The following is an 18733-nucleotide window of genomic DNA, read 5'->3' as shown; positions in this document are numbered from 1 at the left end:
CGCGGCATGGGTGGTCCCGGACAGGCCGCCGCGTGGAGGCTGTTCGTCATGAACACAACGCCTTCCCTGCTCGCCGAACTGGACGCGCTGCCCGCCCGGTGGGAAGTGCGAGGGACGCTCGCCGCGCCCGTCGCAGCGGTCGCCCCTCTCCTGCTCACGGTCGCCGAGGGGCGGGTCGGCGATGACAACCTGCTGGTGCTGGCCAGGGCTTCGGCGGCTCGACAGGGAGCGATGACCGCCGTGGCCGGGTCCGGCGCCGGCGTCTACCGCGCGGAGCTCGCCGGTCCGGTGGAGCCGGTGCGGATCCAGGTGGACCGGGCCCGGTCCAGGGTGGCGGTGCAGAGCTGGTACGCCGGGGTGCACACCGTCAGCGCCTGCCCGGAGGGCACCCGGGTGACGCATCGCGTCCACCGCGTCCACCCCGAGCATCCGGGGTTCGCGGCCGGGATCGCAGAGATCGGCCTGCGCGCCCGCATGGCACGCGATCTGCGGCAGGTGCTGGATGTGATCGCCGACCGGCTCGGCTGCTGACAGCCCGCGCGCCCGTCCTGGGCCGTTCGACACCGCGGCGCCCGCAGGGCCGCATTCCACCCTCAGTCCGTTCGACAGAAGGAGCACACCACCATGTCCACCATCCTCACCGACCAGGGCGGCGACTTCTCCAAGAAAGGGCTGCAAAGAGTGCGCGACGTGCTGGTACGGCATGTCGAGTCCGGGAAGATCCCCGGTGTCGTCGCGCTGTTCAGCCGGGGCGGTGAGACGCACGTCGAAGCGATCGGCACGATGCGCCATGACGGCGGCGCGCCGATGCGCCGGGACACGATCTTCCGCATGGCCTCGACGTCCAAGCCGGTCGCGGTCTCGGCGGCGATGGTGCTGCTCGACGAGTGCAGGCTGCGCCTCGACGACCCGGTGCAGGAGTGGCTGCCCGAACTCGCCGACCGGCAGGTTCTCAAGCGAATCGACGGCCCGCTGGACGACACCGTGCCGGCCCGGCGGCCGATCACCGTACGAGACGTGCTGACCTCCACGTTCGGGCTCGGCATGGACATGACGTCACTGGGCACTCCGGTCATGAACATGATCTTCGAGCAGGGGCTCACGCCCAACCTGCCCACACCGATGCCCGAGCCGGACGAGTGGCTGCGCCGCCTGGGCGAACTTCCGCTGATGCACCAGCCCGGAGAACGCTGGCAGTACCACATCGCCAGCGACCTGCTCGGCGTACTCGTCGCCCGGGTCACGGGCCAGTCGTACGAGTCGTTCCTGCGCGAGCGCATCTTCGACCCGCTGGGGATGAAGGACACCGGTTTCCACGTGCCCGGCGACCGGCTGGACCGGCTGCCGCCGCTGTACGCCCCGGACCCGCAGACCGGGGAGTTCCTCGTGTGGGACGAGGCCGAAGGGGGACGCCACAGCGCGCCTCCGGCCTTCCAGAGCGGAGGCGGTGGACTGAACTCCACCGCAGACGACTACCACGCCTACTTCCGGATGCTCCTCAACGGCGGGATGCACGGCGGCGAACGGATCCTGTCCCGGGCCGCCGTCGAGCTGATGACCACGAACCGGCTCACGCCCGAACAGCAAGCCGCCCGACAGGAACTGGCCACCCGCAACGTCCACATCTCCTTCGGACAAGGTCAGCACGGCGGCTGGGGCTTCGGGATGGCGGTGCGCACCTACCGCGGCGACTACGCGCCCATCGGCCAGTTCGGCTGGGACGGCGGAAGCGGCGCCTCGACCTACGCCGACCCGGAGAACCGGCTCACCGGAATCCTGCTCACCCAGGTCGGGGCGTCCGTCCCGGATCCGGTGCGGCTCATGCACGACTTCTGGACCACGCTGTACCAGGCCGTCGACGCCTGACAGCGAGCCCACCGGGGGCCGAGACCCCCTCGGTGGGCTCCCTGGCCCGGTCACGCCGGCGAGACGTGCCGCATCGCCGACCACAACTCCCGGCGTCCGTGGCATGCTCGTGTCCATGCTCCAGGGCCCTGAAGAAGACTGGACCTTCGCCACAGCGCGGCAGCCGGCCCGGTTCGGTGCGGGTGAGCGCAGCGGAGGTCCCGCCGGCGAGCACGCGATGACGGACAGCGGAACGCTCTGTGGCATCCCCGAGAGTCACGTCACTCGCTATCGGCATCTGTTCACGTCCCAAGGCTCTCGGGCGTGTCCACGCTGCCGGCAAGAGGCCGCCGCCGCACCGCTGCAGCCGAGCGCCCAGGAACGACTGCACCACCTCGTCCGAACCGCCGTTCCCGGAAGCGCCCGTGACGACCTCCTCGCCGCACTTGCGAAGGGCGCGCGGGTGGCCCTGTGGCTGCGTGGCCCGACCGCGACACTGGCCCTGCACCACGCACGGCTCGACACCCTCACCGAGGGCGCGGAGCCCGCCGGCGCGGCATTCGACGCCGCCCCCACGATCGGCCTGGCCCGCGTCCAAGACGACTCCTGGACGTTCCTCGTCGTCCTGCCCGAAGACGGAAGCCGCCCACTCGTCGCACGCGGACCGCGAAGCCCTGCATGAAGGCGTGGCGCCGCGGGGGCCAGCCCTACCTGGCGGCCGGGTGGCAGCTGCATCGACCGGAAGATCGGCGGCGAGTTGACTGACACCGGCAGCACAGCGATGGGCCGATCACAGAGGTGACAGCATGACGGGGAAGCGTACGGCGGTCGTGGCGTGCATGGCGGCACTCGTGGCCTGCGGGGTGGGGGACGCGCCCGCCGGAGCGCAGGCGACAGGTGGCGGCTACGCGGCAGGGGACCTGAGACGGGATCTGGCAGCGGTACGGGCCGCCGCCGGGGGTGACGTCAACGTGGTGGCCCGGGTGGAGGAAGAGGACGGCGCCGTACTGCGGGCGCGGTACGGGACCGCGGGTGTGGGCTCGACCGCGCCCGTGCCATGGGACCCGGAGTTCCGGGTGGCGAGCACCACCAAGACGTTCACGGCGGTGGTGGTCCTCCAACTCGTCGCAGAGGGAAGGCTTTCACTGGCCGACACGGTGGAACGGTGGCTGCCCGGCGTGGTCAGCGGCCAGGGCAACGACGGCTCGCGGATCACCGTACGCGACCTGCTCCAGCACACCAGCGGGATCTACGACTACGTCAACGACCCCGGCGTACAGGACAAGCTGCTGAACCACTTCGACGACAACCGGTACGACGCCACCCCGCCGTCCCAACTCGTCGTGATCGCGATGCGACACGCCCCGCTCTTCACCCCGCCGCCCAACGGGTCCCCGCGACGGTGGGCGTACTCGAACACCAACTACCTGCTCGCGGCGATGATCGCGGAGAAGGCAGGCGGTGCGGACTGGCGGGAACTGGTCGAACACCGGATCATCGCACCGCTGGGGCTGCGGCACACCTACATCCCCGGCGAGAACCCGTATCTGATCGGCCCCCACGAGCGGGTCACCGTCGACGGGCCCGGCGACGCACCGGTGGACCTGACCGAAGAGAGTTACCAGCACACCGCGGACTCCGGGGTGGTGAGCACACCGTCGGACCTCGACACGTTCTTCCGAGCCCTGGCCGGCGGGCGGCTGCTGCCCGCCACGCAGTGGGCGCTGATGCGGCGGACGGTCCCCTACAACGACCTGCCGGTACCTCCCGCGGGCGAGCAGGGCGGATACGGACTCGGACTGCGCGTCGTCCCTCTCACCTGCGGGGGCGTCTTCTACATGCACGAGGGTGATGGCTTCGGAGTGTACGGGCGGCCGGCGGTCAGCGCGGACGGCCGACGGTCGGTGACCGTGTCGGTGACGTCGACCACCGCGCCCGTCGACGAGGACCGGCTCAACAAGGCGGTGCAGACCCTGACCGACCATGCGCTGTGCGCGGTCCGGCGCTGAAGCACCACCCGTGCCCGTGGCATCCACGTCGCCCCCCGCGCCGACGGCCCGGACGTCCGGGGCAACCCTCCGGAAGGTGAACACGGGGGAGCGCTGAGCCGCGGGCGACCGACGGCTGTTCGGCGGGACTTCATTGCCCGTCGCCTGAAGACCCGGCCCCTGCCCCCTAGTCTCCTACCGCCTGATCAGAAAGGACCTGATCAGTGGACAACCTCCCCGCTCTCCGCACACACAGGAGGTCCACCGTGTCCTTGCTGTCCCGCATCAAGCGCTCACGCCGCGCGCTCCCCCTCGTCACCGCCCTCCCCGCCGCCCTGGTCGGGGTGTGGGTCGCCGCCCCGGCCGCGCAGGCCGCCGCGCTTCCCGCCCCCGACCACGTGGTCGTGGTGGTGTTCGAGAACCACTCCTACGAGCAGGTCATCGGCAGCACGAGCGCCCCGTACCTGAACAACACGCTGAAGGCCGGCGGCGGCAACCTCACCAACTCGTTCGCCATCACCCACCCCAGCCAGCCGAACTACCTGGACCTGTACTCGGGCAACAACCAGGGCATCACCAACGACAACTGCTACACCCCGCAGTTCAGCAGCGCGGCGAACCTAGGCTCCGAGCTCATCGCCGCCGGCAAGACCTGGGGCAGCTACAACGAGGGTCTGCCTTCCGCGGGATCCACGGTGTGCACCAACTCCGCCACCAAGTACGCGCGGAAGCACAACCCGTGGTTCGCCTTCAACAACGTTGCGCTGAACACGGCGCACACGTTCGCGCAGTTCCCGACGGACTACACGACCCTGCCGAAGGAGTCGTTCGTCGTCCCGAACCTGTGCGACGACATGCACGACTGCTCCATCGCGACGGGCGACACGTGGCTGAAGAACAACCTCAGTGCCTACGCCACCTGGGCCGCGACGCACAACAGCATCCTCGCCGTCACCTTCGACGAGGACGACAGCTCGCACAGCAACCACATCGCCACCGTGTTCTACGGTGCGCACGTCGCACCGGGCAGCTCCACCTCGACGCACTACAACCACTACGACACGCTGCGCACCCTTGAGGACCTGGCCGGGCTGACGACCCACGCCGGGGCCGCGGCCAGCGCCTCCGACATCACCGGTATCTGGGACTGACGGCGGCTGAAACGGCGTCGAGGCCGCCGCCTCCCAGGAGGCGGCGGTCCTGGCCCTCCAGGTGGCCCCTGCGTCCGGCCGCAGGACAGGGCAGCCCTTGCCGACCGTAGCCGTTCATGCACCGGCCCGCCAGGACGGCGGCCAGCTCGTGCGTTCTGGGAGGACTTCACCCGGAACCCGAAGACCTGCTCGCGCCTTCTCGTAGAAGGCCTGCCGGGCGTCTCTGTACCCCTGGTACGCCTGTTCCCAAGCGGTTGCGTCCGCTGTGAGGCGGCCCCTGGCCATCCATTCCAGCTGCCAGACCGCCTCGTTCAGCCGGCGGACGGCTGCGGCTGTCCCCGGATCGGCCAACAGCCGGAGGGGCTCGGTCGTGGCAGCGCGCCGCGCTTCCGCCCCCGCTGCCTGATCCAGCGCGTCGGCCGTGGGCTCCAGTGGCGTCGGATGCTGCGCCAGGCCTTGATGGGCCGCGAGCCGCTGGTAGGCGATCACGCATTCCTTGACGGCCTGGCCGTAGTCGCTGTAAGCCTGCAGGAGCAGCCCGTCCCACCGGGCTCCCTGCTCTCTCCGCCAGCGTGCGCGATCGTTCAGCATCGTGACCACGTACGACAGGGCCGCGCCCAGCGTGACGCCGATCAGAGCCGATAGCTGACTGCCCACAATTCCCCCCGACCAGCGCCTTCTTCCCCATGCAGCCCGTCGAGCGATCGTGGCGTCAACGCCGGGCGTGGCGGATCCTCAACCGTCCGAATCCCATGCTCCCAGAGATCCGAATCCTCGGGCCGCCGGAGCGGGGACGTCGCGGGGCCGTGTAGCGCAGGTCCTTCCACCGAGTGTGCAGACCCTCGACGTCGACGACCGCGTCGCGTGGCACCGTGATCCTGGCTCCGCCGGTTCCGAGCTCCAGCTCTATGTCGACGACCGGATACTCGATGACCGCCCGGGACAGATCCAGGCGCACCCGTCCGTAGGCGGACCGGACCTTGAGGATCCGGGGCACCTGCCAGGCGCCGCGCCGGTGGATCCGTCCGCTGGCGGCGGCGATCGTCGACGTGGTGCCCGGGTGCTCCCGGGGGAGCGAGGTCAGAGCCGATGCGAGCTGGCTGGACGTCCTGGCGGTGAGGACCAGGTCGAGACGTTCGTCCATCTCCTCGTGCGAGATGCGCTCATCGGCGTATGCCTTTTGCAGGCGTTCCACGGCCGCCTCGCGGTCGTCCTCGTCGAGCAGCGGTAACGGATCTTCCTGCGGTGAGGTCACCGTCTCACTTTAGTGCCGCGCCGACGCGGTGGCTTCGTGGCGCCCCCCGCCACGGCACAGTCCATGAAGCCAGGCACGTCCGGCTGGATACTCACGTCCGGCAGCGCGACGAGATCGTAGTGGCGGACGCCCCCGTGGCGGCGGGACTGGACGGCCTGCGACGCCTCCGCGAGCACGGTGCGGTGACCGCTCGCTCGTACACCGGAACGGCGGATGCGCACCGGTCCTACGAGCTGTACGAGAGCGTGGGCTTCCGGCGCAAGAGCGAGTACGTGCGCTGCCGAAAGCCGGTCGACGCCTGTTCGGGCGACCGCGTCCCGACCTGGACGCGGCACTGCCCACCTTCGTCGAGCTCACCGGAGAGCAGCCACGACTCCGGTTCACCTACCGCGACCTGGACCTCGCGAGTGTCGGCGGCTATCTGCTGCTCGCGGGTTCAGAAGAAGCCCTCGCCCCCTACCGCGGCACCCACGCCACCACGATCGTCGAGTGCCTCGACCAGGCCCTGCAACTCGTCGAGCGACACGGCGGACAGATCCTGGACGGCCCCAACGAGGTCCCCACCGGCCGCAACATGACCGTGCAGCACCCCGGAGGCGCGACCGTCGAGTACGTGCAGTTCCACGCGACCGCGCGGTCAGCACTCGCATGAGGCGACGAGTCGCCCCGAGATGAACGAAGCCGCCTTCGCCTGGCAGCCGGCCGGGCCGCGCCCCGGTCCGGAAAAGCATTCGACAACCCGTCTGTGACGACCGAGACTGATGGCCCCGCGGCAGCGAACAGAAGAGCGGTTTGACTCTGGCATACAACCTGGACACCCTGCCCTTCCCCGAGAACCGTGTACCCCGCGCCAGGCCGCTGACGAACTGGGACGACGTCGATCCGTCCCGACACCCCTTCACCTGGGACGAGGACGAGGAAGCTCACCTCCGCGCGCTGGTCCGCGAGTGGGTACCACCCGTGCTCTCCGGCAGGGAAGGCCGGTGGCAGGGCGAACACTGGTGTGAACGCCAGGTGGACGCACTCATCCGAGAGCGCTACGGGAGCTGGGCCCAGGGATGGAACTGGTGCTATCGGTACGGCGGGGTCATCGGCAGCTGGGTGACCGCGGTGACCTCGGTGACAACGCCCGATGAGACCGCGGCCCGCGTCGTCACCGCGCTGCTCGAATGGCGGGAGTGGCTGGAGAGGCTGGCTCGGCGTTTCGCGGAACTGGCGCCCCCACCGGATGCCCCTCCCGAGGATCGCAGCTGGCATCTGGAGCGGGCCTGCGTCCGGCTTGTCACACTGGCACTGGACTCAGGCGCGGAAGGCGGTTGGCACGGACAGGCGGCGTTGGTCCTGCGCTGGTTCCTCACCACCACCGGCATGGGCCACGTCGAAGCAGGTCAGGCGGTGGAGGCCGCGATCGGCGGCCGGTTCGAGAGCTGGGTGACTCCTGGGCACACACTGATCGAATCGGTCGGTGAGGACCTCGCCGTCGGCCTCACCGGCCATGCCCCCTACCGGGACCACCGCGAGTGGAGCGCCGTGGAGGAGTTCCATGACCGCCACTGACAGCCTCACGACCTGGCTGCGCGTGCGCCGCGAGACCGACTGGGGTCACGCCCCCGCTCTGCGGCGGGAGCTGCCCGCGCGGGACGGGTTCCGGGCCTGGTGCGCAGGGCCCGTCCACCGCCGCGACGCGATCCGTGCCGAACGTCTGCTCTCCGCCTACGACCTGGCCCGCGCCGACGCCGCACGCCGCGCCCCGCTCGACTTCGCCCTGCTGGCCCGCTGGCAGGGTGAAGTCCTCGGCGAGGCAAGGGCGTTGTTCCGAACGGGCGATGCCTACGCGAAGAACGGCAGCGAGCGATACGGCCTGACTGCCCGTACCCGGGCTGACTTCGCCGCCTGCCTGCGGGAGGCCACCGACCCGGAGATGCCGCTCGCGGCCCGCGCGGCCCGTGTCTACCTCGACGTGGCGTTCTTCCACCCTTTCACCGACGGCAACGCCCGTGCGGCCCTGCTGTGCCTGGTGCACGTCCTGGCCCGGGAGGACATCGTCCTTCCAGAGGTGGGCCCCCTCCAGACCACCCGGTATGCGGACGACCCCGCAGGCGCAGCCGATCTGGCCACTCTGATCGGCGTACTCAACCGCAGACGACACTGAAGCCCACAGCGACGGCCGGCATTGCTCGCTCGCCACACCGGTCGACGGGTCACGTCTCAGGCACCGGCGCGGTTGATCCACCGGCCGGCGAGACGGGCGACCCAGTGCTCGGCCTCGTCCGGTGTCCCGGGCGGTGCGCCGACGACCACCAGTTCCGTGACACCGGCTCGTGCCAGCTCGGGCAGCAGGGCGGGGGTACCGTCGGTCAGGGCGACCGCCACGGTCAGTTCGTCCAAGCGACGGCGCCGCTCGGCGCAGTGCCCGGCCAGCACGCGGACACGCTCCAGGGTCCGGGCCGCGGAGAGGTTGAAGCCGTACCATCCGTCGGCGGTCGTCGCCGCCCGGCGCAGAGCCGCGTCACCGTTACCGCCCATCACGACGGGGATCCGCCGGTCCCGCACCGGTTTCGGGTTGACCCGTACCTCACGGAAACGGGTGAAGTCGCCCTCGAACGTGGCCACGTCCTCCTGCCACACCGTGCGCATCGCGGCGAGGTACTCCTCCGTACGCCGGCCACGCCCCGCGAACGGGACGCCGAGCGCGGCGAACTCGTCGGCCGACCAGCCGATGCCGACCCCGAGGGTGAACCGCCCGGCCGACAGCACATCCAGCGTCGCCGCCTGCTTGGCCACCACGACAGGATGGTGCTCGGGCAGCAGCAGTACGCCCGTGGCGAGACCGATCGTCTCGGTCACCGCCGCTGCGAAGCTCAACGCCAGCAGAGGGTCGAGCCAGTCGGCGTCGGGCGGAACGGCGATGCGGCCGTCCTCGGAGTAGGGGTACCGCGAGAGCGGTGAGTCGACCAGCACAACGTGCTCGCCCGCCCAGAGCCGGGCGAAACCGTGCGCCTCGGCGGCCTGCGCGACCGCCCGGACCACCTCCGGGCGGGCTGCGTACCCGATGCCCAGGGCATGCAGCCCCACCTGCATACGCCGCCTCCCGACACCCCGGCCGCCCAAGCGATCAGACGGCCGTGAGGTGATCGCACGCTGGGTCCCGTCACGCCCTCGTCGGCCATGCAGGCACACGGCCAGCGGGCTGATGAAGGTGGTCCGACCGTAGCAGCGTCTTCCGCACGCGCCCGTGCGACGTGCCGGGCCGGTGGAGTGTCCACGGCGTCGTGCGACCCGACGGGACGTATGCACCGCCCGCGCCGCACGGGGCGGGCCCTGTACTCGCGCATGCGGATTCACCCTCGTCACCGCCCCCGGCAGCGCGGCCTCTCACACATAGCGCCACGCGTGATTCATATGCAGAGCTGTACCTCGGACTTAGCGCCCGTCCGAAGGAACCTGCCCGGACAGCCAGATCCGGCGTGCACACGAAGTCCCTTGCGCTGCTAGCTTGCGGGCTGCGGCCGAGCGTCGCACGTGACCTCCGGCCGGTCCGACTGTTCCGCCGCGGCATTACCCGGCCCAGCGGACGTCATCCCGCCCACCGCGACCCTCACCTGCCTGGCCCACGCCATCGACCTGGAGGTGCCGACGATCCGCACCAACTCCCGTATGCGTCTGGCCTTGTCCACATTCGTCGGGTCCGGCGGGCACAACGTCGCGTGGGGGCTCACGTCTCCGTGAGACGCGCACGCGAACCAGGAGGAGAGCATGTCCGGCTTCAGTCGCATCAGCAGCGTGGCCGTCCATCTTCCGCAGCAGCGTCAAACCGCCGCCGAGATGGAGGAGACGATGCGCGCCACCCAACCCCACCTGCTGATCCTCGACGGCCTCCTGGAACGTCTCTACGGCCTCCAGGAGCGCCGGGTGGCACCGCCGGGGAGCATGCCGTCGGACCTCGCGGCCGCGGCGGCTGAGGTGGCGCTGCAGCGGGCCGGTCTCTCGCCCTCGGATGTCGATCTGCTGGTCTTCGCCAGTGTGAGCGAGGACCTGGAGGAGCCGGCGACCGCACATGTCGTCGCGCACAAGCTCGGTGCGACGGCCCCCGTCGTCGATGTGAAGAACGCCTGCAACGGGGTGCTCAACGCCATGCAGCTCGCCGACGCGTTGATCCGAACCGGCGCACACACCACCGTACTGATCGTCAGCGGTGAGATGCCCAGCCGGCTGATGGGTCTGGAGGTGGCCGGCCGGAGCGACCTGGTGTTCGCCCTGCCCGCCTACACGGGAGGCGACCTCGGCGCCGCGCTGATCATGCAGGCTTCCGAACAACCCGGCCTGCTCGGCATGCGGTTCGTGGCCAACTCCGCCGCGTGGAGCACGGCCACCATGATCAACCCCTATTTCGGCGCTGACGACCGCCCGCGCTGCCCGCGCATCGACTCCGAGGCTCTGGTGCGCTCCTTCACGGGTATGGCCCTGGACGGTCTCCGGGCGATGCACGAGCTGGGGTACAAGATCGGGGACGCCGACCTGGTCTGTGTCCACCAGCCCTCGGTGCCCCTCACCGTGGCCACCTGCGCAGGGATGGGCGTCACGCCGGAGCAGGTCATCCCGGTGTTCGCGCGGCACGGCAACGTCGGCACGGGCTGCCTGCCCCTGCAGCTCACCGAGGCGCTGGAGGCCGGAAGGCTCCGGCGCGGCGACCTGGTCGCACTCTTCGGCCTCGCCAGCGGGACGAGCGGAGGCTTCGCGCTGTGCCAGTGGTGAGGCTCCCGGGCTCCGCCGGGCACGGACGGCACGATCAGGGCCGCGCGGACCGGGCGGTGCTTTCCCATGCGTGACCGCTGGATCTGTTCGGTCCTGGAGTCCTACGACGGCGACCACAGCCTGGCCCATCGCTACCTGGACGGCGACGGCCGCACCCGTGAGCTGTCGCGGTCGGCGCTCCTGGGCGAGGTGAGGGCACGAGCCGGGGCACTGACCGCCTGCGGAGCACGGCCCGGCAGCCGGGTCGCACTCCTGGCGGAGAATCCCGGGCAGTTCGTTCCCGCCTTCCTCGGGGCACTGTGGGCCGGAATGGTTCCGGTCCCGCTACCGCCGCCGCCCGCGGTCGGACGCCGAACGGCCTGGAGCGAAAGCCTCGGCGCATCGCTCTCGGTCGCGCGACCGGACCTCGTGGTGGCCGACGAGGCGACGCTGGCCCTGATCCCCGGCCCATCCGCCCACCGCGCGTCCTACGAGTTCCTGTCGTCCGCGTCGGCCCCGATCTCCTCGGCCCCGGCCGTCCTCCGGCCGGACCGGATCGCGTATCTCCAGTTCAGCAGCGGCAGCACCGGGCGGCCGCGCGCCGTCGCGGCAACCGCCGGATCCGTGACCGCCAATGGCGTCGCCATCATGCGCCACGGGCTGGCCGCGGACCCGCGCCGCGACCACGGGGTGAGCTGGCTGCCGCTCCACCATGACATGGGCCTGGTGGGGTTCGTCCTCGCCCCGATCACCGCCGGGGTACCGGTGACCCTGCTCGCCACGAAGCTCTTCGTGCGGGACCCCGGGATCTGGATGCGCACCGTCTCCCAGGTCCGGGGAACGATCACCGGGGCGCCGAACTTCGCCTACGCGCTCGCCACCCGGCGAACGGGCCACGAGCAGCTCGACGGTCTCGACCTGTCCTCGGCACACACCCTGCTGTGCGGCGGAGAGCCGATCAGCCCCCGGACCCTCAGGCACTTCACCGAGGTCCATCGCGCGGCCGGGCTCGACCCGGCGGCGGTGCGCCCGTGCTACGGGCTGGCCGAGTCCACCCTCGCGGTGTCCTTCGCCCCCCGGGGAACGGCCTTCCGGCCGGACCGGGTCTCGTGGTCGCACCTGCGCGACCACGACCGGGCCGACCCCTGCGGCGACGAGCGGGAGGCCGTCGAGGTCGTGGACTGCGGCCGGCCCTTTCCCGGGCACGAGGCGCGGGTGGTCGACGATGCCGGCGAGCGGCGTGCCGACCGGCAGGTGGGGGAGGTCTGGGTCCGCGGCCCCTCCGTCTGCGGCGGATACGTGGACGACACGGGAACCGGGTCGGCCCCGTTCACCACCGACGACGGATGGCTGCGGACCGGGGACCGCGGCTACACGGTCGACGGCCGACTCCACCTGACGGGCCGGCTCAAAGACGTCCTCATCCTCCAAGGACGCAACGTCGACCCGCAGCGCGTGGAGTGGGCGGCCGAGGCGGCGCACGGCGTCCGCGCCGGCGGAGCGGTCGCCTTCACCCGGCCGGGCGCGGACACCGAGGAGGTGGTCGTGATCGCCGAATGCCACCCCCGGCACAGCGAGCAGGTCGGCAGCACCGTCCGGGAGATCGTCTCCCTGCGCCTGGGCCTGAGCCTCGGCGACGTCGTCGCCGTCAGACCCGGAACGCTCGCGAAGACGACGTCCGGCAAGCCCCGACGCCAGGAGATGCGCCGCAGATACCTCCTCGGACACCTGCACCCCGAGAACCACCAGTCGCACAAGGAGTAGCGAAATGACACCGCTCGACGTCGCGCCGGCCATCCACCTCGCGTACCAGCGGGTGACCGACAGCGATCCCGGATCCTTGCCGAGGGAGTCCGACATGCGCGCGCTGGGGCTCAACTCCGTGCAGCTCCTCGAAATGATCGTGATCATCGAGAACGAGCTGGGACTGCGCATTCCCGACTCGGCCCTGGGCAGCCTGGACACGATCGGGGATCTGTGCGATGTCCTTGAGCAGCTGCAGCCGGCGCACAGTCAGGCCGGATGATGGCCTCCCGATCCCTGCGTGAGGGGTTCCACCGCGAGTTCATGACCTTTTTCGAGCGGGCTGAACGCACCCGCCGCTGGAGCGTCTTCGACGACGTTCCCTGGGAGCGGCTCGCCGAGGTTCCCCGAGCGACGGATCTGGCGCTCGCCGCGGAGACGTTCTGCGGGATCGAGATGTTCCTCCCCGACTACCTGCAAGCCCACCTGTCGTTGCTGGTCGGCGACTACGGCCAGGCGTGGTTCTCCGCGCACTGGGGTCACGAGGAGGCCCGGCACGCCCTCGCGCTGCGTGAGTACCTGCTGCGCAGTGGTCAGCGGTCCGAGGCCCGGATGCAGGACTTCGCCGACGCCGTCATGGCGCGCCGGTGGCGTCCTCCGTACGAGGTTCCCCGTCAGATGGTCGTGTACTCCGCCTTCCAGGAGATGACGACATTCGTCAGTTACCACCATCAGCGCCGGCTCGCTCAGCAGGCGAACGACCCGGTCCTCGCGGAGATCTACCGGCTGATCGGCCGGGACGAGATGGCGCACTGCCGCTTCTATCAGCGGATCCTGGCCCTGCACCTCGACGAGGACCGCACCGGCACCCTCACGGACCTCGCCCACGTGGTGCGGACGTTCCGGATGCCCGCCCACGAGCTCCTTCCCAGTCCCCGCGAACGCGAGACCGTCCGCACCGCGGGGTTCGGAAGGGGCGCCTTCATCACCGAGGTGGTCCTGCCGGTGCTCAACGGGCTCGGCCTTACCCGGCACGACCTCTACCGCCACGCTCCCGTCGGCACGGTGGAACGGTGAAGCGCTGACCGTTCAGTCGTGTCCGGCCCCCCGAGCGGGGCGGCCGGGCACCGGGGAACCTTCGGCTCCGGGAGACAGCGCTATCGCACGCTCGCGACGGTGTCGGCGAACCTCCGCGCCTTGGCTTCGGTGGCCTGGAGCAGTCCCGCCAGTCGTTCGCGTGCCGCCTCGCCCCCGGCGCTCAGGCCTGCCCGGTCGAAGACGCGAAGGTGCCGCATCATCGGGACGAGCACCTCGTCGTGATGGGTCACCGGGGAGTAGATGCCCGAACGTGCCATGGACAGCGACAGGCGCCGGAACCCAGGCGCGGCGTGCGCGGGGGACCGGAACGTCGACACCACCTCCTCCAGGGCTTTCATCGTCCGCTCGGGCTGTAGTTCCATGGCCGCGCCGAGGACCTCGCGGTAGAAGAGCATGTGCCGGTTCTCGTCCTGGGCGATGCGTTGCAGGAGCGCCTCGCAGACCGGTTCACCGCAACGCCGTTTGATGTTCTGGTAGGTGATGCGCGTGCCGAGTTCCTGCAAGGTGACGTACACGAGGCCTACGAGGCTGGTGCCACGGCAGTCGAGGTCGTACCCGGTCTGCATGTGCAAGCGCCGCGCGTCCTCCAGCTCTACCGGGTCGGCGGCCCGCGTCACGATGAGATAGTCCCTGAGGGCCATCCCATGGCGGTCTTCCTCCACGGTCCACCGGTTGACCCAGGTGCCCCAGGCACCGTCCCGGGTGAAGCACTCGGCGATCATCCGGTGGTAGCTGGGCAGGTTGTCCTCGCTCAGGAGGTTGTGCAGCAAGCCGTCCAGGACGGCCGAGTCCAGCCCGTCGGGCTCCTGCGTCCAAGGCTGTCCGTCGAGGACGCCGTCGTAGTCCCGTCCTTCGGACCAGGGGATGAACTGGTGCGGATACCAGTCGTCGGCCCTTTGGAAATGGGCGTCCAACGCGCGTGCCACGACCGGCTCAAGCTCCGTGAGCAGTCCGATGTCCGCAGGATCCATCCACGACGAACGCACAAGGCCTCCCTGAATTCCACGACAAGGGGGAGGCGCGAAACTGCAGTTCGTCTCGGGAGCCCCGCCCGCCCTCCACTCCGCGGGTCATTTTCCTGCATTTCGGGACAAGCGCCGCGCTCAGCACGCCGGTTGGGGCATCGAGAGTCGTTAAGTGTGAAAAGCGGTGTGGGGTAAAGGGCGTACCCGCATGCCGTGGCCGGATCGCGGTCCCCTGTGATCCACCCGAGTGAAGTTCCCCTGTGAACGACGGCTTCAGGTAGGTCCGCCTCCCGGCCGCCACTACGTTTGGCGGCATGGTCACAGCGCCTCGCATCCGGCGGCCGGCGGCCTTCCAGCCGTCGTCCGATCTCGTGGCAGCGGCATGAGCGCCGTCGTGATGAGTACCCAAATCCCGCCCGTCGAGTGGCTGCCCGGCTACCCTGGAGTCGAGCAGTGGCATCGGGTGCCGAGCACCGGCCAGCACTACCTCGACACCGGAACGGGCTCCCCCGTCCTGCTGCTCCACGGCAACCCGTCATGGAGCTACCAGTGGCGGCACCTCCTCGCTTCCCTTTCTCCGGAGTTCCGGTGCGTCGCTCCTGACCTCCCGGGCCTGGGACTGTCCCCGCGCCCGCCCGAGCCGGCGCGCCCCGCCGACCGGCATCAGATCCAACTCGCCTATCTGGACGCGCTGTTCGATCACCTCGTCGGCGACCGGGGCATGCCCGACGCGGGCTGGACCCTGATCCTGCACGACTGGGGCGGACCGCTCGGCCTGGCCCTTGCCCGGCGCAGGCCAGGCCTGTTGGCTCGCCTGGCCGTTCTCAACACGATCGGCTTCCGCTGGCCGCCCGGCTACCGTCTGCCGTTGTACCTGCGCTGGATCCGGGACCACCGCACCATCGCCGCCCTGGCCCACACGACCAACCTCTTCCCGCGGGCAGCCGTCCGCGCCGGGGTCGTGCAGCCACTCCAGCGAAGCGAACGGCGGGCCTACCTGCTGCCGTCGGCTCGCAGACGGGACCGGCGCGCCGTGGTGGAATTCGTCCGCAGCATCCCCCGGAACGACGACGAGGACGCCTGGCGACTCCTCGAATCCGCCAACGGTGAGGACCACTTGGCCGACGTGCCGCTGTTCGTCGGCTGGGGCATGCGCGACCCGGTGTTCACGCCGCTCGTCCTGGGGGAGTGGAGGCGGCGGTTCCCCCACGCGAGGATCCACCGGTACGCCGACGCCGGCCACTACGTCATGGAGGACGCGGCGGACCGACTCGGCCACGACATCCGTGACTTCCTGCTGGCATCGGAACGGGGCTGAGGCATGGCGAGCCTGTACTCCCGGCTGCGGCGCCTCGCCGAGGAACGCCCGCAGACCACCGTTCTCGTCCACAGCCGTCGTAACGGCACCGACCGAAGGGTCACGTTCGCCCAACTCCTGGCCGGCTGCCGGCAGACGGCCGACGCGTTCCGGCTGGCCGGTGTGCGTCGCGGCGACAAGGCCGTGGTCATGACCGGCAACCCCTGTGATCTCGTCACCACTGTGTACGGACTGCTCGCGATCGGAGCGGTCCCGGTCCTGGTCGACCCCGGTCTGCCCCGGGCCGAGCTGCGGCAGTGCCTCGACGAGGTGGCCCCCGAGGTGTTCGTCGGGGAGCCGCTCGCCCATCTGGCCCGCACCGCACTGGGCTGGGCGCGCGACCATGTGCGCACACCCCTCGTCACCGGATGCGCCCTGCCGGGCCTCGGGCGGCGCCTGTCCATGCCGCCGGGCGCCGACGGCGCCTGGGACCTCGACGAGCCGGCCCCTGAAGACCTCGCCCTGATCGCCTTCACGTCCGGCTCCACCGGTGTGCCCAAGGGCGTCGAGTACCTCCACAGCACCCTTGCCGGGCAGGTCGACGCCTTCGCCGCGGTGTTCGGCACCGACGGTGTGCTCCTGGCCGGGTTCCTGCCGCTCGTCCTCCTCGCACCGGTGCTCGGGCTCACGGTCGTCGCCCCCGCGGTCAACCACCGCGCCCCAGCCCGCACACCGCCGGCACGACTGCTCCGCCCGGTCCTGAACCACCGGGCGACGGTGGTGGCCGCATCGCCCGCCGTCCTGGCGCTGCTGGCCGGTGAGTGCGCGCGGCGCGGGCTGACGCTTCCCACGGTCGATCGCGCCGTCTCCTTCGGCGCCTCACTGCGCCCGCACCTGGCGACGGCCCTGCACGGGGTGCTGCGCCCGAACGCCGAGGTGATCAGCGCGTACGGCGCCACCGAGTGCCTGCCGGTGAGCACCATCAGCACCACCGGTCTCCGCAGCCTCGGCCCAGGGACCTGCGTGGGCCGAACAGTCGGCACGATCTCCGCACGGATCCTCGACTCCGGACCCGACGGGGTCGGGGAGATCGCCGTCACCGGACCCAACGTCAGCCTCGCCTACCACAGCCGTCCCCAGGCCACCGCCGCCGCCAAAGCGGCCACGCACGACGGGGTACTGCACCGCACCGGAGACATGGGCCGCATCGACGACCAAGGCCGCCTCTGGTTCCACGGCCGCAGGGCCCATCGGATCCTCGGCGACGGCTTCGTCCTCACCACCGAGGACATCGAAGCCGCCGCCGACACCGTTCCGGGCGTGCGGCGCGCCGCCCTCGTCGGCGTCGGGCCACCGGGACGGCAGCACGCCATCCTCTGTGTGGAGCCGCTCAGCCGTCGGGCCAAGCGCAGAGCCGTCGTCGGCGCGGTGCGCGCGCTGCTCGCCGGACACCCGGACGGCCACCGGATCTCGGACGTACTCGTCCACCCCGGTCTCCCCATGGACATCCGCCACAACTCGAAGATCAACCGCGAGCAGGTGGCCGCCTGGGCCGTCCGGCACGCCCGGAGACCGCGATGAGCCGCCCCGGCCCGGCCCGGGTCCTCGTCACCGGCGGGAGCGGCTTCCTCGGCACCGAGATCTGCCGGCAGTTGACGGCCCGCGGTACCGAGACCGTCTCGCTCAGCCGACGACCGAGCAGCACACTGGAACGGTTGGGTGTACGCCAGGTCCAGGGCGACCTCACCGACCCCACCGCGGTGCGCAGGGCGGTCGCCGGCTGCGACGCCGTCGTCCACAACGCCGCCCTCGCCGGCGCCAGCGGCCCGTCGGCCCCCTACCGGCGCACCAACGTCGACGGCACCCGTACGGTGCTCGACCAGTGCCGTGCCAACGGCGTGCGCGCCCTGCTCCACACCTCGACCGCGAGCGTCGTCTTCCGTCCCGGCGGCCTGGAGAACGTCGACGAGCAACTGCCCTACCCCCGCCGGCATCTGGCCGCGTACCCGCGCACCAAGGCCGCTGCCGAGGCACTCGTCCTCAACGCCCACGGCCGGGATCTCGCCACCCTCGCACTGCGCCCCCACGTCATCTGGGGACCGGGCGACCCGCACTTCCTCCCTGCCCTGACCCGTGCCGTCCGCCGCCACCGGATCGCCCTGCCCGGCAGCGGCGCCAACCTGATCGACACGACCCACGTCCGCACCGCCGCCCACGCCCACCTGCTCGCGCTCGACCGGCTCCACGACGGCCACCCCGTCGGCGGCCGCGCCTACTTCATCACCCAGGGCGAGCCCCTGCCCCTCGCCCGCTTCACCGCCCTCCTCCTCGCCACCGCCGGCATCGGCGCCACCTGGCGGCCGGTCCCGGCCCGCCTCGCCCACACCGCGGCCGCCGCGTGCGAGGCCGCCGACCGCCTGCTGCGCGTCGGTGGCACGCATCGCCTGAGCCGTTTCCTGGTCGGCGAACTCGTCCACCCCCACTGGTTCGACCTGACCGCGGCTCGGACGCACCTCGGCTTCACACCGCCCATCAGCATCGCCGAGGGCTTCCGGGAGGCGTTCGACAGCGCCGGCCGCCCGGCAGGCGGCGCACAAGCCATCGCCGATCTCCTGGCCGGCCGGCGCAGTCCCGGCACCCCTGACTGAGCCAAGAAC

General features: G+C 71.0%; 19 protein-coding genes and 1 pseudogene. 15 read left to right on the top strand and 5 right to left on the bottom strand.

Features of this window, described 5'->3' with window-relative positions; all coding sequences use genetic code 11:
- The first annotated feature begins 48 nt into the window (after positions 1-48).
- From IE244_RS26720 to IE244_RS26700, 5 genes are all read left to right on the top strand, one after another.
- On the top strand, positions 49-531 hold the full coding sequence (locus IE244_RS26720) for a hypothetical protein (RefSeq protein ID WP_191876125.1): 483 nt from the start codon (positions 49-51) through the stop codon (positions 529-531).
- A gap of 93 nt (positions 532-624) precedes the next feature.
- The gene (locus IE244_RS26715) at positions 625-1866 is read left to right on the top strand and encodes a serine hydrolase domain-containing protein (RefSeq protein ID WP_191876124.1); all 1242 of its coding nucleotides are present in this window, start codon (positions 625-627) and stop codon (positions 1864-1866) included.
- Positions 1867-1981: 115 nt separating this feature from the next.
- Positions 1982-2527 (top strand): hypothetical protein, encoded by a 546-nt coding sequence (locus IE244_RS26710; protein ID WP_191876123.1) that lies wholly within the window; start codon positions 1982-1984, stop codon positions 2525-2527.
- A gap of 124 nt (positions 2528-2651) precedes the next feature.
- Positions 2652-3854 carry a serine hydrolase domain-containing protein gene (locus IE244_RS26705; protein ID WP_191876122.1) on the top strand — a complete coding sequence of 401 codons (1203 nt, stop codon included), beginning with the start codon at positions 2652-2654 and terminating at the stop codon, positions 3852-3854.
- A 245-nt stretch (positions 3855-4099) separates the two neighbouring features.
- The gene (locus IE244_RS26700; protein WP_191876121.1) at positions 4100-4984 is read left to right on the top strand and encodes an alkaline phosphatase family protein; all 885 of its coding nucleotides are present in this window, start codon (positions 4100-4102) and stop codon (positions 4982-4984) included.
- Positions 4985-5098: 114 nt separating this feature from the next.
- On the opposite strand, the gene IE244_RS26695 is transcribed toward IE244_RS26700, so the two are convergent.
- Both IE244_RS26695 and IE244_RS26690 read right to left on the bottom strand, forming a co-directional pair.
- Entirely contained in the window at positions 5099-5641 is a 543-nt protein-coding gene (locus IE244_RS26695; protein WP_191876120.1) for a hypothetical protein, read from the bottom strand.
- 55 nt (positions 5642-5696) lie between these two features.
- Entirely contained in the window at positions 5697-6239 is a 543-nt protein-coding gene (locus tag IE244_RS26690) for a DUF1707 SHOCT-like domain-containing protein (RefSeq protein WP_191876119.1), read from the bottom strand.
- Between the two features lie 146 nt (positions 6240-6385).
- Between IE244_RS26690 and IE244_RS42200 the strand changes: the two are divergent.
- Positions 6386-6532 (top strand): annotated as a pseudogene (locus IE244_RS42200) (GNAT family N-acetyltransferase); the annotation flags it as partial.
- A gap of 143 nt (positions 6533-6675) precedes the next feature.
- On the opposite strand, the gene IE244_RS26685 reads toward IE244_RS42200, so the two are convergent.
- Entirely contained in the window at positions 6676-6864 is a 189-nt protein-coding gene (locus tag IE244_RS26685) for a hypothetical protein (RefSeq protein WP_191876118.1), read from the bottom strand.
- A 167-nt stretch (positions 6865-7031) separates the two neighbouring features.
- Here IE244_RS26685 and IE244_RS26680 point away from each other — a divergent pair, with 167 nt between their 5' ends.
- The gene (locus IE244_RS26680) at positions 7032-7796 is read left to right on the top strand and encodes a hypothetical protein (protein ID WP_229854340.1); all 765 of its coding nucleotides are present in this window, start codon (positions 7032-7034) and stop codon (positions 7794-7796) included.
- Entirely contained in the window at positions 7783-8391 is a 609-nt protein-coding gene (locus IE244_RS26675) for a Fic family protein (protein WP_191876117.1), read from the top strand. Before IE244_RS26680 ends, IE244_RS26675 begins: the two co-directional genes overlap by 14 nt.
- Positions 8392-8447: 56 nt before the next feature.
- On the opposite strand, the gene IE244_RS26670 is transcribed toward IE244_RS26675, so the two are convergent.
- A complete protein-coding gene (locus IE244_RS26670; protein WP_191876116.1) occupies positions 8448-9320 on the bottom strand; it encodes an LLM class F420-dependent oxidoreductase in 873 nt (290 codons plus the stop codon).
- Positions 9321-9995: 675 nt separating this feature from the next.
- Here IE244_RS26670 and IE244_RS26665 point away from each other — a divergent pair.
- The 4 genes from IE244_RS26665 to IE244_RS26650 all read left to right on the top strand — a co-directional run bounded on the left by IE244_RS26665 (position 9996) and on the right by IE244_RS26650 (position 13793).
- Positions 9996-10994: a 3-oxoacyl-ACP synthase III family protein gene (locus IE244_RS26665; protein ID WP_191876115.1), complete on the top strand. Its 999-nt coding sequence runs from the start codon at positions 9996-9998 to the stop codon at positions 10992-10994.
- A 66-nt stretch (positions 10995-11060) separates the two neighbouring features.
- Entirely contained in the window at positions 11061-12737 is a 1677-nt protein-coding gene (locus tag IE244_RS26660; RefSeq protein ID WP_191876114.1) for an AMP-binding protein, read from the top strand.
- 4 nt (positions 12738-12741) lie between these two features.
- Positions 12742-12999, top strand: a complete 258-nt coding sequence (locus IE244_RS26655) for an acyl carrier protein (RefSeq protein ID WP_191876113.1) — start codon at positions 12742-12744, stop codon at positions 12997-12999.
- Positions 13000-13040: 41 nt separating this feature from the next.
- Positions 13041-13793 carry an acyl-ACP desaturase gene (locus IE244_RS26650; RefSeq protein ID WP_229854339.1) on the top strand — a complete coding sequence of 251 codons (753 nt, stop codon included), beginning with the start codon at positions 13041-13043 and terminating at the stop codon, positions 13791-13793.
- A gap of 80 nt (positions 13794-13873) precedes the next feature.
- Here the strand turns inward: IE244_RS26650 and IE244_RS26645 are convergent, their stop codons facing one another.
- Positions 13874-14785 (bottom strand): acyl-ACP desaturase, encoded by a 912-nt coding sequence (locus IE244_RS26645; protein WP_191876286.1) that lies wholly within the window; start codon positions 14783-14785, stop codon positions 13874-13876.
- A 391-nt stretch (positions 14786-15176) separates the two neighbouring features.
- On the opposite strand from IE244_RS26645, the gene IE244_RS26640 reads away from it, so the two are divergent.
- Genes IE244_RS26640 through IE244_RS26630 form a run of 3 tightly spaced genes read left to right on the top strand, consistent with a single transcriptional unit; the run spans position 15177 to position 18724 of the window.
- Complete coding sequence (locus tag IE244_RS26640; RefSeq protein WP_229854338.1) at positions 15177-16097, top strand: alpha/beta fold hydrolase; 921 nt, start codon at positions 15177-15179, stop codon at positions 16095-16097.
- A 3-nt stretch (positions 16098-16100) separates the two neighbouring features.
- The gene (locus IE244_RS26635; RefSeq protein WP_191876111.1) at positions 16101-17657 is read left to right on the top strand and encodes an AMP-binding protein; all 1557 of its coding nucleotides are present in this window, start codon (positions 16101-16103) and stop codon (positions 17655-17657) included.
- Positions 17654-18724 (top strand): NAD-dependent epimerase/dehydratase family protein, encoded by a 1071-nt coding sequence (locus tag IE244_RS26630; RefSeq protein ID WP_191876110.1) that lies wholly within the window; start codon positions 17654-17656, stop codon positions 18722-18724. The genes IE244_RS26635 and IE244_RS26630 overlap by 4 nt, the downstream gene beginning before the upstream one ends.
- The last annotated feature ends 9 nt before the right edge of the window (positions 18725-18733 follow it).

The sequence above is a fragment of the Streptomyces filipinensis genome (genome assembly GCF_014649495.1).
GTDB classification, from domain to species: Bacteria; Actinomycetota; Actinomycetes; order Streptomycetales; family Streptomycetaceae; genus Streptomyces; species Streptomyces filipinensis.
This window is presented reverse-complemented; position numbering and strand designations above follow the sequence as displayed.

Coding starts and splice junctions, on each gene's coding strand:
- IE244_RS26720 (WP_191876125.1), top strand. CDS start 49: ATGAACACAACGCCTTCCCTGCTCGCCGAACTGGACGCGCTGCCCGCC.
- IE244_RS26715 (WP_191876124.1), top strand. CDS start 625: ATGTCCACCATCCTCACCGACCAGGGCGGCGACTTCTCCAAGAAAGGG.
- IE244_RS26710 (WP_191876123.1), top strand. CDS start 1,982: ATGCTCCAGGGCCCTGAAGAAGACTGGACCTTCGCCACAGCGCGGCAG.
- IE244_RS26705 (WP_191876122.1), top strand. CDS start 2,652: ATGACGGGGAAGCGTACGGCGGTCGTGGCGTGCATGGCGGCACTCGTG.
- IE244_RS26675 (WP_191876117.1), top strand. CDS start 7,783: ATGACCGCCACTGACAGCCTCACGACCTGGCTGCGCGTGCGCCGCGAG.
- IE244_RS26670 (WP_191876116.1), bottom strand. CDS start 9,320: ATGCAGGTGGGGCTGCATGCCCTGGGCATCGGGTACGCAGCCCGCCCG.
- IE244_RS26665 (WP_191876115.1), top strand. CDS start 9,996: ATGTCCGGCTTCAGTCGCATCAGCAGCGTGGCCGTCCATCTTCCGCAG.
- IE244_RS26660 (WP_191876114.1), top strand. CDS start 11,061: ATGCGTGACCGCTGGATCTGTTCGGTCCTGGAGTCCTACGACGGCGAC.
- IE244_RS26655 (WP_191876113.1), top strand. CDS start 12,742: ATGACACCGCTCGACGTCGCGCCGGCCATCCACCTCGCGTACCAGCGG.
- IE244_RS26650 (WP_229854339.1), top strand. CDS start 13,041: ATGACCTTTTTCGAGCGGGCTGAACGCACCCGCCGCTGGAGCGTCTTC.
- IE244_RS26645 (WP_191876286.1), bottom strand. CDS start 14,785: ATGGATCCTGCGGACATCGGACTGCTCACGGAGCTTGAGCCGGTCGTG.
- IE244_RS26640 (WP_229854338.1), top strand. CDS start 15,177: ATGAGTACCCAAATCCCGCCCGTCGAGTGGCTGCCCGGCTACCCTGGA.
- IE244_RS26635 (WP_191876111.1), top strand. CDS start 16,101: ATGGCGAGCCTGTACTCCCGGCTGCGGCGCCTCGCCGAGGAACGCCCG.
- IE244_RS26630 (WP_191876110.1), top strand. CDS start 17,654: ATGAGCCGCCCCGGCCCGGCCCGGGTCCTCGTCACCGGCGGGAGCGGC.